The following is a 12,849-nucleotide window of genomic DNA, read 5'->3' as shown; positions in this document are numbered from 1 at the left end:
CGCCCACTGAAGGCTCATTTTTTCCGATACTATTTTAATAATTCATTCACATATAGATCTCGCGGGTTTCTAGTTCGCAGTCCGTCGGGGTGGCGCATTTCAGTAGGGAGCGTCTGAGATATGGCCGGATTTTCGCGTTTCGCATCTCCCTATCGGGCCATGTTCCGCGCTGTGGGCGGATTGTTGCTGGCAGGGATTCCATTCGCGGCGTCCGCGCAACAACTGGGCGAAGCCGGAAGCTCGAACGTGAGTCCGGTCTCTGCCGGCGTGGCTCTCGAGTACGCGACGATCGGTGGAGTACAGCTCTCGATCCCGATCCTGCGGCCGGACAGCGCCTCGGCGGTCGCGGGCGATCAGGTTGCGTCGAATCGGCAGATCGGCACCGGCAACGTGACGGAGATCGGCCAGATCGGCCAGGGCAACCGCGCCGGCGTCGCTGCGACAGGCGCCTACAACACAGCCACCATCAACCAGAGCGGCCGCAACAATGCCGGCTACGGCACTCTGGAGGGCAACGGTCTGACCCTGAACCTGAATCAGGACGGCAACGGCAACCGGGCCGATCTCACGGTGAGCGGGGGGACCGGGGGAAGCCTGACGGTTCAGCAGACCGGTGACGGCAACAGCGCGACAGGCTCGGTGCCGGGCGGACGCCAAGTGTCCGTGGTCCAGAGCGGCAACGGCCTGTCCGCCGATGTCAGCCAGATCGGTGTCCAGAAGGGCTTCGGTCTGGTCCAGGCCCGGAGATGATGATGGGCACGCTCGCGAAGCGCCCGGGAACCAGAGTTCAAACCATGATAACTCGGATCGTTGCGGCCATCGCTGCGCTCACCCTCTCCGGGACTGCCGGTCTTGCTGGAAACCTCGTGTATCAGCCCGTGAACCCAGCCTTCGGCGGCAGTCCGCTCAACGGGAGCTGGCTGCAAGCCGATGCGCAGGCGCAGAATATTCCGCAGGCCGCGGATCAGCGTCGGCAGCAGGTGTTCAACGCGGTCAATCAGGCAGCGACGTCGCGCACTTTGACCCCGGGCCAGATTTTCGCCCAGCAGTTGCAGTCACAACTCTTCAGCTCGCTCGCCAATCAGATCACGCAGTCTATCTTCGGAGAGAATGCGCGCCCGAACGGGACGTTCACGTTTCAGGGTACGACGATTGATTTCGTCCGGATCGGGTCGGATGTTAGGGTAACGATTAACGATGGTCAGACGATAACGCAGGTGGTGGTGCCTGCGGCCCCCTAGCGCCGCGTTCATTCGCCGGTTGTCCAAACGACGCGATCGGATCCGCAACGCACGCGGAGCGGTCCCATGGCGGTCCTTTCACACGCGAGAGACCTGAAGGTCGCGGCAGGCGGCCCGGTCACGGTCGGGATTCCTGATCTTATGTGGGCTGAGCCTTCCCTTCTTCGGCGCGTGACCGTCGGCACACTGCTCCTCGCGGCACTCGGCCTCGGTGGCTGCATGGCCGTCGGCGAGCGCGAGGCTCTGAACGAGCCGCCGACCATCACCGAGACCTCGCCGACCGGTCTCAATCTCGAGCTTCTTCCGCCGCCGGTCCGGGAGATCGATCTCGCGGTCTACAGCTTTCCCGACCTGACCGGCCAGAACAAGCCGAGTGACAATTTCGCGGAGTTCTCGCGCGCCGTCACGCAGGGTGGCGCGGCCTTCCTGATCGATGCCCTCCGGCGGGCCGGCGGCGGCCGCTGGTTCCGCGTTGTCGAGCGCGGCAGCCTCGCCAATGTCCTGCAGGAGCGCCAGTTGATCCGGGCGACCCGGCAGGAGTTCGACCAGGACAAGGCCAAGCCGCTTCCGCCCATTCGCTTCGCGGGCCTGCTCGTCGAGGGCGGCATCCTGGCCTACGACACGAACTTCGTGACCGGCGGCATCGGCGCGCGCTATCTCGGCATCGGCGGCGATATCAAGTATCGACGCGACGTCGTCACCGTCGGCATGCGTATCGTCTCGGTCCAGTCCGGCGAGGTGCTGAGCAGCGTCACGACGACCAAGACGATCTACTCGATCGGCCTCACGACCAGCACCTTCCGCTATGTGGCGGTGAATAAGCTGTTCGCGCTCGATGCCGGCGTGACCCGCAACGAGCCGACGCAGTTCGCCGTTCGCGAATCGATCGAACTCGCTGTCTACGCAATCGTCATGGAGGGCGCGAAGAAGGGCCTCTGGAAATTCCGCGATCCCATCGTAGGCCAGCGCCTGGTCCAAGATTATCTCGATCGCGACAAGGCTCTGCCTGTGGCCAGCCAGAGTGCCGAGATCGTCCCCGAGGCGGTCGTCGTCGCGAAGAACTAGCCGTGACCTCTCCGCGCGGATCGGGCCGCGCGTTTGCGGCCCTGCTCCTCCTCTGCACGACGGCCCGTGCCGATCTTCGCCGGGCGGCCCCGCTGGTTCTAGACCTCACCGCGTCGGTCCCCGTCATCGAGCTGGCCGCACCGGAGCCACTCGGTGTCGTCATGATGGTCGAGCGGGGCCAGGACCGGAGCCGGAACCTCGGCGCCATCATCGCTCAGGCGGCGGTGAGCACCGGCGTTCCGGAGAGCTTCCTGCTTCGGTTGCTGAAGCAGGAGAGCGGCCTGAACCCACAGGCCGTGAGCGTGAAGGGCGCGCAGGGCATCGCCCAGTTCATGCCGGCAACTGCCGCCGAGATGGGGCTCGACGACCCCTTCGACCCCGAGAAGGCCATTCCGAAAGCTGCGGAGTTGCTGCGGAACCTCAAGGCCCGCTACGGCAATTGGGGTTTGGCCGCGGCCGCCTACAACGCGGGCCCCGGGCGAACGGATGCTTGGCTTCTCGGCCGCTCGGTCCTACCGACAGAGACCGTAATCTACGTCGCGAGCATCACCGGTATCGACGTGGTGACTTGGGCCGACGGTAAGCGTCTGGCGGGTCTCGCCTCGCCCGCGCAGGAGGCACTCGTTTTCCCCGCAGGCGGCATCGAGGCCGAGGGACGTCGCAACCTGCTGGGGCTGCGCGGCATCGGCCTGACGAGCCTACCGATCACGGCCGGCCGCGAGTCTCTTGCACAACCCGTCCGCCCGGCGTCGAAATCCTCCGCTCGCGCTCAGCTGGTCCCACGCGATCCAACCGATCCCTGCGCCGCTCTGCTCGATGTCTCTTCCCGGTGCCTTGCCTTCACTCGATACTGAAGCCAATCGCTTCGGGCGGCGGTTCGGACGGGATACCGGCTTCCGCCTCGCTCTGCCGGGCCAATCAGCTCCCCTGCGCGGTCCCCCGTAGAGGAGATCCCGAAGCGCGACCGGGCCAAAATCCGTGCCGGTCTGCGTTCGGCAGTGGTCGTTAGGGACGCACAGCCGGCGTCTCCAGCGGCAGAGGGGCGGCCCGCGTCGCGAGGTAGAGTTCGAGCGCGACGTATTCCGGGGCGCCGTACCTGAAGGGCTCGGCCCGCATGCCGGTGAGGCAGTTGCGCAGGCGCCTCTGCAGCGAGCCGAGCCCCTGCCACTCCAGGCGGTAGAGTGGGTAGCCGGTCGGCTGGCCCTGCGGAATCACGGCAGAGCCGAGGCGGCGACCCCAGTGGTCGTCGTGGCAGGTCGCGCAGGACAGGCCAAGCTGGCCCTGGCGCGCCTCGAACAGCGCACGGCCCTCCGCCCGGGCAGGCATGAGCCGGGAGTCCTCGGGCGGCGCGATCGGCAAGCCGCGAGACTGGGTAGCGACGTAGGCCGTCAGGGCCAGCAGCTCGGGGCTTTCGTAAGCGAGGGGAGCGGCGCCCTGGCGCTCGCGCCGGCACGCGTTGACCCGGTCCTGGAGGTCGATCGGTCGCTGGGCCCTGGCATCCCAAGCCGGATAGCGCGACGCCACGCCGCGCATGCCCACGGCGGCCTCGCCGTGGCAGCCGGCGCAGGCAGGCAGGCCGGAGACCGGCGGCTTCGTCCAGAGCTCGGCACCGTCGGCGACCGCGAGCATGCCCGGATTGGCAGCGTCGTCCCGCTGCATGGCCTGGATCTCGGGGCTCATCTGATCGAAGCCCGAGCGGCGATCGGCCGGCGCGATCGGCTCCGCCTCGACCGAGGCATCAGCGAGCACCAGCGCCAGGAGGGCGGCCGGAATCAGGAAGCCCGGGCGGCGCGGCACGGCCGGGCTCAGGCCACCGTGATCGCCGCGGACTCGGTCTGGTCGAAGCCGTCGTCGCCGCGCCAGATGAAGCTGAAGCGACCGCTCCGCGTCGCGACCCAGGTGAAGGTGAGATAGGGGTTGGCGGCAGAGGCGGGGAACAGCTCGGCCCGGAAGATCTCCTCGTCCTCGAAGCGGCAGACGAACTCCGTGACGATGTTGCGCGGCAGGATGCGCCCGTCCGCGCCAGGGCGGAAGCCCGTCTCCATCGGGTGCGAGATGAGGGTCTTGATCGCGATCACGTCGCCGGGCTTGGCGGTCTTGGGCAGGTTGATCAGGGTGCGGGCCATCCGGCTCAGCCCTCCAGGCAGGCGGCGAGCGTGACGATCGCGTCCGCACTCGCCGACCAGTAGGTGCCGTCGCTCATCTCGGCGATGGCGGTGATGCGCTGGGTGTCGGCGAGCCGGATGCGCGTCGCGACTTGGGCGCGGCCGGCGCCCGGCCGCAGATGCACCGTGACCACGTTCGGCTGCGGGTTCTTCTCGTTGAACACGCCGATGCGGCGCACATGGTCCTCCGGCGTCATCGGGCTCTCGACGGTGACGCCGAGCGGCACCGTGTTCCCGTTCTCCACGAGCGGCGGCAGGTCGAGGGTGACGCGCCCCGGCCGGATCGGGTTGTCCCCCGCGAAGCGCCGGATGGCGGATTCGGTCGTCTCGATGCGCGACAGCGCCGCCGCCGTGGCCGGCCGCAAAGCGACCGCCAGCGCCGTGCCGGCTGCCCCCGCGAGAACCCGGCGCCGGTCGAGCCCATTCATCCGTCCCACCGTCACCCTCCTCATGGCTGCCCCTCCGGCCTCCCCTCGGGCCCGCGCAAGGTCGCCAGGAAGGCGACGACGTCCTCGATCTCGCCCGCGCTCAGGATCGGGCGCCCCTGCCACGCCCGGCCCACCCGGGCGAGCCCCGACAAGCTGTAATAGGATGGCATGATGGTGTCCGGGTTCAACGCCCGCCCGTCCACCAGCCGCAGGCGCAGCTCCGCCGGGCTCCGGCGGGCGCCGATGCCCGCGAGGTTCGGGGCAAGGTTGCCCTGGAAGCGCTCCTCCGGAAAAGGCCCGGCATGGCAGAGCAGGCAGAGCCCGCGGGTGCGGTCGGCCACGATCGCCCGGCCGCGGGCCGGGTCGCCCGGCGCGCCGGTCAGGGATTCGGAGATCGCGTCGCCGACGATCGCGTAGGGCACGAGGCCCTCCTCGGCCCGCGCACCCGGGGCGGCGAGCGCCAGCACGGCCGGGAGGAGGCGGGCGGCCCCACGGCGAAGCCTCACCCGAACACGTCCCGGGTGATCGTCCGGTACCAGCTCTCGGCGTAGGCCGCCTCCTGCGCGCGCACCGTGTCCGGCGCGTCGAGCGGGCTGACGCCGCCGGCGCCCGGCACGTCCGCGAGCAGCCCGTCATGCGGGCGGAAGACGCCCGCGATCGAGATGCCGTAGCCCGGCGCGACGAGGCTCCAGCAGGTGTTGATGAGCCGCGGATCCTCGGGATCCCGCCCGGCCAGCAGATCGATCACCGCCTGCGCGCAGACCTTGGCCTGCGCGTTCGCCGAGAAGGCGGATTTCGGCATCGCTCCGGCGATCGCCGCGTCGCCGATCACGTGGATGCCCGGCACGAGGCGCGATTCGAAGGTCGCGGGGTCGATCGGGCACCAGCCGCTGCGGTCGGCGCAGCCGGACTGCGCCGCGATGCGCCCGGCGCGCTGGGGCGGGATGATGCAGGCGACGTCGGCCTTGTACTCGGCGAAGTCGGTGCGCACGACCATCGCGGCCGGATCGACCTCGCTGACCTGTCCGCCCGCGGCCAGGGGCACGTATTCGAGCACGTCCGGGTAGAGCTTGGCCCAGGCCGCCTCGAACAGCTTCTGCTTGGAAAAGGTGTCCTTGGCGTCGAGTAGGATGAGCTTTGCGCGCGGCTTCCGGGTCTTGAGGAAATGCGCGACCAGGCTCGCGCGCTCGTAGGGGCCCGGCGGGCAGCGATAGGGGTTGGCCGGTGCCGAGAGGACGACGGTGCCGCCCTCCGGCATGGCGGCGAGCTGGCGGGCGAGCAGCACGGTCTGCGCCCCGGCCTTCCAGGCATGCGGCATGGCCTCGGCGGCGGCTTCGTCGTAGCCCGGCACGGCGTCGAAGCGCAGCGCGATGCCCGGCGAGAGGATCAGGCGATCGTAGCCGAGCACCGTCCCGTCGCCGAGCGTCACCCGGCGCGCCGCCGGATCGACGGCGCTCGCGGTCGCGCGCACGAGCCGGAGCCCGGCCCGGCCGAGCGCGTCGTACCCGAAGGTCTGCGCCTCGATCCCGCGCAGGCCCACCACGACCGCGTTGCTGCCCGTGCAGGCGACGTAGCGCTCGGCCGCCTCAACGAGGGTCACGTCGACGCCGCCGGCGGCGAGGCAGCGCGCCGCCGTGGCGCCGCCGAACCCGGCCCCGACCACCACGACGCGCGGGGACGTGCCGCCGAGCGCCGGGCGCGCCAGCGCGGCCGCCGCGGCGCCGCCGATCAGGGCGCGTCGGGTTGGTGCGGACGGGATCCGGCACATCATCGCGGCCCCTGCGCGGCGAACCAGGCGGCGATGGCGCGGCTCTCCTGCGCGTCGAAACCCTTGGCGATGCGGTCCATGAGGGTGGCCGGACGCGCGCCCGACCGGAACGCCTCGAGCGCCCCCGCGATCTCATCCGCCGGCCGGCCGTCGAGGACGCCCATCGCGGCGCCCTCGGCGTGGCATCCCGTGCAGGAGGAAGCGCCGGGCGGCGGGCGCATCTCGGCGGCCCGCGCGACCGACCCGCAGGCGAGCGCGAGGAAGGCCGCGAGCACCGGGGTGGCAGCCCTCATGCCCGGCGCAGGTCCGTGTCCTTCAGGGGCAGCTGGCGCACCCGCTTGCCGGTCGCGGCGAAGACCGCGTTCAGCACGGCGGGCGCCGCCACCGCGATGGTCGGCTCGCCGACGCCGCCCCAGAAGCCGCCGGACGGCATCAGGATCGTCTCGACCGCCGGCATCGCGTCCATCCGCATCACCGGGTAGCTGTCGAAGTTCGTCTGCTCGATGCGCCCATCCTTCACCGTGCAGGCCCCGTAGAGCGCCGCCGACAGGCCGTACACGAAGGAGCCCGCCACCTGCGCGTCGATCTGCTGCGGGTTGACCGCGTGGCCCGGGTCGGTCGCGGCCACGATGCGGTGGATCTTCAGCTCACCCTTATCCGAGACCGAAACCTCGGCCGCGCCCGCCACGTAGCTGCCGAAGCCCATCGTCTGGCAGATGCCACGATAGACGCCTTCCGGCGGCTTGCTGTCCCAGCCGATCTTCTCGGCCACCGCCTCCAGCACGGCCCGGTGCTTCGGGTGGTTGCCCATCAGCTTCAGCCGAAAGGCCAGCGGATCCTGGCCGGCCGCGTGGGCCAGCTCGTCCATGAAGCATTCGAGATAGATGGCGTTCGGGTTCAGGTTCACGCCTCGCCAGAAGCCCGGCAGGATGTGCGGGTTGCGCATGGCGTGATCGACGAGGATGTTCGGGATCGTGTAGCCGATCGCCGCCTCCGGGCCGCCCGGGTTGAGCCCCTGGAAGGTGACGGGATCGCGGCCCTCGACCATGCGCTGGGGCGCGACCGAGGCCAGGATCGACTGGCCGGAGATGCGCATGTGCAGGCCGGTCAGGTTGCCGTCCTTGTCGAGCGCGGCGCGCATGCGACACTGCGTGACCGGGTGGTACCGGCCGTGCGTCATGTCCTCCTCGCGGGTCCAGATCAGCTTGACGGGCGTGCCCGGCAACTCCTTCGCGATGAGCACCGCCTGCCGCACCCAGTCGTGCGTGGCGCCGCGGCGCCCGAAGCCGCCGCCGAGATGGATCTTGTAGACCTCGCAGGCCGTCGCCGGCAGGCCCGCGGCGTCGGCGGTCGCGGCGAGCGCCGCCTCGCCGTTCTGCGTCGGCGTCCAGACCTCGCAGCGCTCCGCCGTCCAGAGGGCGGTGGCGTTCATCGGCTCCATCGTGGCGTGGTTCTGGAACGGCACGCCGTAGACGGCCTCCACCACCTTGGCGGCGCCCTTCAGGGCTCCCGCGACGTCGCCGGCCTTGTTGCCGACGAAGGCCTGCTCCGCGTCGAGCCCCTCGCGCAGGGTCGCCGCGATGGTCTCGCTGGAGACCTGCGCGTTCGGGCCCTCGTCCCAGACGATCGGCAGGGCGTCGAGGGCGGTCTTGGCGCGCCAGAACGTGTCGGCCACCACCGCGACCGCGCTGTCGCCGACCTGGACGACGCGCTTGACGCCCGGCATGCCCGACACCGCGGCCGCGTCGAAGCTCTTCACGCTGCCGCCGGTCACCGGGCAGTCGCGGATGGCGGCGTTGAGCAGGCCGGGCAGCTTCAGGTCGATGCCGTAGACCTGGCTGCCGTCGAGCTTAGGCAGCGTGTCGAGCCGTTTCAGCGGCTTGCCGGCGATCGTCCAGTCCTTCGGATCCTTGAGGACCACGTCCTTGGGCGGCTCGATTTTCGCGGCCTCCGCTGCAACAGCGCCGTAGGTGGTGCTGCGGCCGGACGGACCGTGCGTGATCACGCCCCGCTCGACGCGGCATTCGGCCGCCGGCACGCCCCAGCCCTTGGCGGCGGCGGCGACCAGCATCGTGCGGGCGGCGGCGCCCCCCTTGCGCACGTACTCGTGGGAGTCGCGCACGCCGCGGCTGCCCCCAGTCGAGTAGTCGCCCCAGACGCGCTTGCGCGCGAGGTTCTGACCCGGGCTCGGATACTCGGTGGTGACGCGGGACCAGTCGCAGTCGAGTTCCTCGGCGACGAGCTGGGCAAGACCGGTGAGCGTGCCCTGGCCCATCTCTGAGCGGGCGATGCGGATCACCACGGTCTCGTCCGGCTTCACCACCACCCAGGCGTTCACCTCCGGCGCCGCGGGCGCTGCGTCGAGGGTCGCGGCCTGGGCGGCGAACGGGATGTGAAAGCCGAGGCTGAAGAGGCCAGCACCGGCCAGCACGGCGCGGCGCGAGGGCCGGGGGGCTCGGATGTCGATGCTCATCGCTCTCCCCCTCAGCCGGACTGGCCGCGCTCGGCGGCGCGCTTGATGCCCGCGAGCACGCGGTTGTAGGTGCCGCAGCGGCAGATGTTGGTGATCTCCTGGCGGATCTCGGCCTCGCTCGGGCGCGGGTTCTGCGCCAGCAGGGCCGCCGAGGCCATGATCATCCCGGGCTGGCAGAAGCCGCATTGCGGCACGTCGAGCTCGGCCCAGGCCTGCTGGACCGGGTGATCGGCACCCGGTGCAAGCCCCTCGATCGTGACGATCTTCTGCCCCGGCTCGACCGCGGAGAGCGGCAGCGAGCACGCACGCACCGCCGCCCCGTCGATATGCACGGTGCAGGCGCCGCACTGGGCGATGCCGCAACCGTACTTGGTGCCGGTGAGCCCGATCTGCTCGCGGATCACCCAGAGGAGCGGCGTGTCGGGCTCGGCATCGACTTCACGCACGACGCCGTTGACGTTCAGACGCGCCATCGGATCTCTCTTTGTGGAACAGGCGTAAGGTATACCGTATCCCCACACGCGGTCGGATCTCAAGAGGCGGCTCGGGACGGGCGTGGTTGGGCTCCCCTCCGGAGCCGGTGCTCAGCCACAGGGAGGGACTTGAGCAACACGACGAGATCAGCCGCCAACCAGCGCAGGCGAGCGTCGCGCAAAAAAATTAAAATACTATACCAACTTAAATTGTATTATTTTATTCGGCATACTTCAACCTACTTTCCAAAAGCTCACCTCTTTTCATGAGTATAGGATAGGCGGAAGAGGCAACAAGATGATCGTTTATACGCTTTATGTCACGAACGAGATCGAGATCCGCAATCCAATTGAGAGGCTCGAAGCTTGCGTCGTTCCGCAACGATGCGACGTGGGATGCGATACGCGTCTCTTCCAGGCTTCGGAAGCCCTGTTTCTCATCGGCCAGCCGGCGCGCCAGCACTTCGTCTTCGGTGACGAGGATTGAGGCTGCCGTGCGGAGGTTGGTCGACAGGCGATCGAGCATGTTCGTCAGATCCGCATCGGCACGGGGCGGCGGGCGGCCCGCCTGCTTGTGTCTGCGGCTGATCTGCGCGGCGACGTTGCGGGCGAGCACGTCCGCGGCATGGCCGATCTGAACCGTGAAGCTCACCAGGGTGGCGAGCCGGCGCTGCTCAGAGATTTGGGATCGAGCTTGGCGAGAAAGCGCTGGATTTCCGCCCCGCGCGTGTCGATGTCCCGCTCCGCAAGTCGAATGCGCTCCTGGGAGCCTTCCTCCCCGGACAGCAGGTGGGTGGAGTCGGTGAGCATGACCTCTAGGCGGTCCGCCATGCGCAGCGCGTGGCGCGCGGCGAGCCCCAAGGCGATCGAGGGGGTTTCCGCAAGCCCCCCACCGAGGCGGAGCGGCGGCTCCGTCGCGGCGACGGTCCGGTCGGGCAGGAGGCCCCCGACGAGGACGGACAGGGGACGCAGAAGCGGCAGACCGACCGCCGCGAGCGCGAGGTTGAACAGGACGTGGAAATCGGCGACCGCATCCCGGCTCGCACCGACCACCGATGTCAGGTTCTCCGCCGACCAGGATAGGCTCGGCAGAGCGGCCACGCAGCCGACGAGGCGTACGAGCAGGTTGCCCAGCGCCACGCGCCGGCCAGCGGCTTCCCGGCTCGCGAGAAGCGGGTTGAGCGAGCTGCCGAGATTGGCCCCGAGGACGAGGGCGAGCGCTGTTTCGATTGGGACGATGCCCTGCTGCGCGACGGCCGCAACGAGCAGAACCACCGCCACGCTCGAATGGGCGGCCCAGGCGAGGATCGCGCCGAGCAGAAGCGCGATCACCGCATCCGCCAAGACGGCTCTCAGCACCGCCTGCAGGCCGGGCGCGGACGTGAACGGCTCCAGCGTCGCGACGAGCTGGATCAGGGCGAGAAGCACGAGGCCGAGACCGATCGCGATCCGACCGAGGGCGCGGCCCTTCGGTCCGCCCGCGCGGCGGAAGGCGACGGCCCCGACCAGCACCAGAATGGGCGCTGCCTTCGCCACGTCGAAGGACAGCGCCTTGACGATCAGCGCCGTGCCGACATTCGCGCCGAGCATCACGGCGAGCGCCGGCACGCGCTCGACGAGGCCGCCCGCCGCGAAACTCGTGGCCATCAGGCCGGTCGCGGTGCTGCTCTGCAGGACCATGGTCACGCCGAGCCCCGCGAGCAGCGCCTTGAGCGGGCGGCCGAGGCTCGCGCCCAGCACCCGTTTCAGGTCGGCCCCGTAGGCGCGCTGCACGCCGGTGCGGATCATGTGGATGCCCCAGAGCAGCAGTGCCACCCAACCGGCGAGATCGAGCAGAACGATGGTGCCGGTCATGCCCGGCCCCCTGCGGCATCGGCGATCGCCGCCTCCAGAATGTCCAGGGCGTCGACCATCTGCGCCTCGGTCACCACCAGAGGCGGCGTCAGCGTCAGTACGTTGCCCATCGTCGTCTTGAACGACAGGCCGGCATCGAGGGCCCGGTAGAGCACCGCTTCGGCGAGATCGGCATCGGGCTCACGGGTCGCGCGGTCGCGCACCAGTTCGATGCCGATCAGGCAGCCCCGGCCGCGCACGTCGCCGATCGCGGGCAGCCGCGCCTTCATCGCCTCCAGCCGCTCGAGGGCGAGCGCTCCGACCCGGGCGGCGTTCTCAACCAGATCCTCGTCGGCGATGATCGCGAGGGTCTCCAGCGCCGCGCGGGCGGTAACCGGATTTTTCTCGTGCGTGTAGTGCCCGAAGGCCCAGTCGCCGCCGACGTCGAGGCGCCGGTCGGCGACCACAGCCGCGATCGGCAGGATACCGCCGCCGAGCCCCTTGCCGAGCACGAGGATGTCCGGAACGACCCCGTCGTGCTCGCAGGAGAACATCCGGCCGGTCTTGCCGAGGCCGGTCGGGATCTCATCGAAGATGAGGAGGACGCCGTGCCGGTCGCAGATCCGGCGCACCTCCGCCCAGAAGCCCGGCGGGGGCAGGTACGGCACGGCGCGCGTCGGCTCGGCGACGAGGGCGGCGACGTCGCCGTCGCGAGCGAGCACGTAGTCGATCATGCGGGCGCAGGCCCGTCCGCTCGCCTCCGCGCTCTCCGTGCCGTAGGGGCAGCGGTAGCCGCCGAAGGGCGCCACGTGGAGCGCGCCCGCGACCAGCGGTCCGGCGGGCCCGGAGCGGAACAACATCTCGCCCGACATCGCCGAGGCGCCGGTGCCGGCGCCGTGGAAGGCGTCCCAGAAGGACAGGGTCTTGTGGCGCCCCGTCGCCGCGCGGGCGATCTTCACCGCGACCACGATCGCGTCCGAGCCGCCGGTGGTGAACAGCACCTTGCCGAGGTCGCCCGGGGTGATCGCGCCGAGCCGTTCGGCCAGGGCGACCGCGCTGGCGCAGGCGTACCGGCGCGGCGCGAAGGGCAAGGCGTCCATCTGCTCGGCGATCGCGCGCTTCAGGCGCGGATGGCCGTAGCCGATGTGGTGGACGTTGTTGCCGTGGAAGTCCATGTAGCGGCGCCCGGCCACGTCCTCGATCCAGATGCCCTCGGCCTTCGCGACGGCGTTGAGGCAAGGCGTCGAGACCGATTGGTGCAGGAAGGAGCGGGCGTCGCGGGCGAGGAGGCCGCGCGTCTCGCCGTCGAGGCTGCGGGCCTGCCAGGCGGCGCGGCGACCGGTCAGGTTGGTGTCGCTCTCCGATTCGGCGATGCCGAGAGAACGGTTCGTAGGGCGGTCCAT

The 12,849-nt window shown here is 70.0% G+C and carries 15 protein-coding genes; 4 read left to right on the top strand and 11 right to left on the bottom strand.

Annotated elements, in window-relative coordinates; all coding sequences use genetic code 11:
• The first annotated feature begins 120 nt into the window (after nt 1-120).
• The 4 genes from MFF54_RS07350 to MFF54_RS07335 all read left to right on the top strand — a co-directional run bounded on the left by MFF54_RS07350 (nt 121) and on the right by MFF54_RS07335 (nt 3,160).
• Nucleotides 121-750 carry a hypothetical protein gene (locus MFF54_RS07350; protein ID WP_238301963.1) on the top strand — a complete coding sequence of 210 codons (630 nt, stop codon included), beginning with the start codon at nt 121-123 and terminating at the stop codon, nt 748-750.
• Nucleotides 751-752: 2 nt separating this feature from the next.
• Nucleotides 753-1,241: a curli production assembly/transport component CsgF gene (locus MFF54_RS07345; protein WP_306423951.1), complete on the top strand. Its 489-nt coding sequence runs from the start codon at nt 753-755 to the stop codon at nt 1,239-1,241.
• 141 nt (nt 1,242-1,382) lie between these two features.
• Entirely contained in the window at nt 1,383-2,306 is a 924-nt protein-coding gene (locus MFF54_RS07340; RefSeq protein WP_238301962.1) for a CsgG/HfaB family protein, read from the top strand.
• A gap of 2 nt (nt 2,307-2,308) precedes the next feature.
• On the top strand, nt 2,309-3,160 hold the full coding sequence (locus tag MFF54_RS07335; protein WP_238301961.1) for a lytic transglycosylase domain-containing protein: 852 nt from the start codon (nt 2,309-2,311) through the stop codon (nt 3,158-3,160).
• A 151-nt stretch (nt 3,161-3,311) separates the two neighbouring features.
• Here MFF54_RS07335 and soxA read toward each other — a convergent pair whose 3' ends face one another.
• From soxA to pbfA, 11 genes are all read right to left on the bottom strand, one after another.
• Nucleotides 3,312-4,103, bottom strand: a complete 792-nt coding sequence (gene soxA / locus MFF54_RS07330) for a sulfur oxidation c-type cytochrome SoxA (protein ID WP_238301960.1) — start codon at nt 4,101-4,103, stop codon at nt 3,312-3,314.
• An 8-nt stretch (nt 4,104-4,111) separates the two neighbouring features.
• Entirely contained in the window at nt 4,112-4,432 is a 321-nt protein-coding gene (locus MFF54_RS07325) for a thiosulfate oxidation carrier complex protein SoxZ (RefSeq protein ID WP_238301959.1), read from the bottom strand.
• Between the two features lie 5 nt (nt 4,433-4,437).
• Nucleotides 4,438-4,899, bottom strand: a complete 462-nt coding sequence (locus MFF54_RS07320) for a SoxY-related AACIE arm protein (protein WP_238301996.1) — start codon at nt 4,897-4,899, stop codon at nt 4,438-4,440.
• 20 nt (nt 4,900-4,919) lie between these two features.
• A complete protein-coding gene (gene soxX, locus MFF54_RS07315; RefSeq protein WP_370880300.1) occupies nt 4,920-5,405 on the bottom strand; it encodes a sulfur oxidation c-type cytochrome SoxX in 486 nt (161 codons plus the stop codon).
• A complete protein-coding gene (locus MFF54_RS07310) occupies nt 5,402-6,670 on the bottom strand; it encodes an NAD(P)/FAD-dependent oxidoreductase (protein ID WP_370880301.1) in 1,269 nt (422 codons plus the stop codon). The genes soxX and MFF54_RS07310 overlap by 4 nt, the downstream gene beginning before the upstream one ends.
• Nucleotides 6,667-6,960, bottom strand: a complete 294-nt coding sequence (locus MFF54_RS07305; protein ID WP_238301958.1) for a c-type cytochrome — start codon at nt 6,958-6,960, stop codon at nt 6,667-6,669. The genes MFF54_RS07310 and MFF54_RS07305 overlap by 4 nt, the downstream gene beginning before the upstream one ends.
• A complete protein-coding gene (locus tag MFF54_RS07300) occupies nt 6,957-9,140 on the bottom strand; it encodes a xanthine dehydrogenase family protein molybdopterin-binding subunit (protein ID WP_238301957.1) in 2,184 nt (727 codons plus the stop codon). Before MFF54_RS07300 ends, MFF54_RS07305 begins: the two co-directional genes overlap by 4 nt.
• An 11-nt stretch (nt 9,141-9,151) precedes the next feature.
• On the bottom strand, nt 9,152-9,613 hold the full coding sequence (locus tag MFF54_RS07295; protein WP_238301956.1) for a (2Fe-2S)-binding protein: 462 nt from the start codon (nt 9,611-9,613) through the stop codon (nt 9,152-9,154).
• A gap of 220 nt (nt 9,614-9,833) precedes the next feature.
• Complete coding sequence (locus MFF54_RS07290) at nt 9,834-10,265, bottom strand: Na/Pi cotransporter family protein (RefSeq protein WP_238301955.1); 432 nt, start codon at nt 10,263-10,265, stop codon at nt 9,834-9,836.
• Entirely contained in the window at nt 10,262-11,467 is a 1,206-nt protein-coding gene (locus MFF54_RS07285; RefSeq protein ID WP_238301954.1) for a Na/Pi cotransporter family protein, read from the bottom strand. The genes MFF54_RS07290 and MFF54_RS07285 overlap by 4 nt, the downstream gene beginning before the upstream one ends.
• A complete protein-coding gene (gene pbfA, locus MFF54_RS07280; protein WP_238301953.1) occupies nt 11,464-12,849 on the bottom strand; it encodes a (R)-1-hydroxy-2-aminoethylphosphonate ammonia-lyase in 1,386 nt (461 codons plus the stop codon). The genes MFF54_RS07285 and pbfA overlap by 4 nt, the downstream gene beginning before the upstream one ends.

The organism is Methylobacterium gregans (assembly GCF_022179245.1).
Classification (GTDB): Bacteria; Pseudomonadota; Alphaproteobacteria; order Rhizobiales; family Beijerinckiaceae; genus Methylobacterium; species Methylobacterium gregans.
This window is presented reverse-complemented; position numbering and strand designations above follow the sequence as displayed.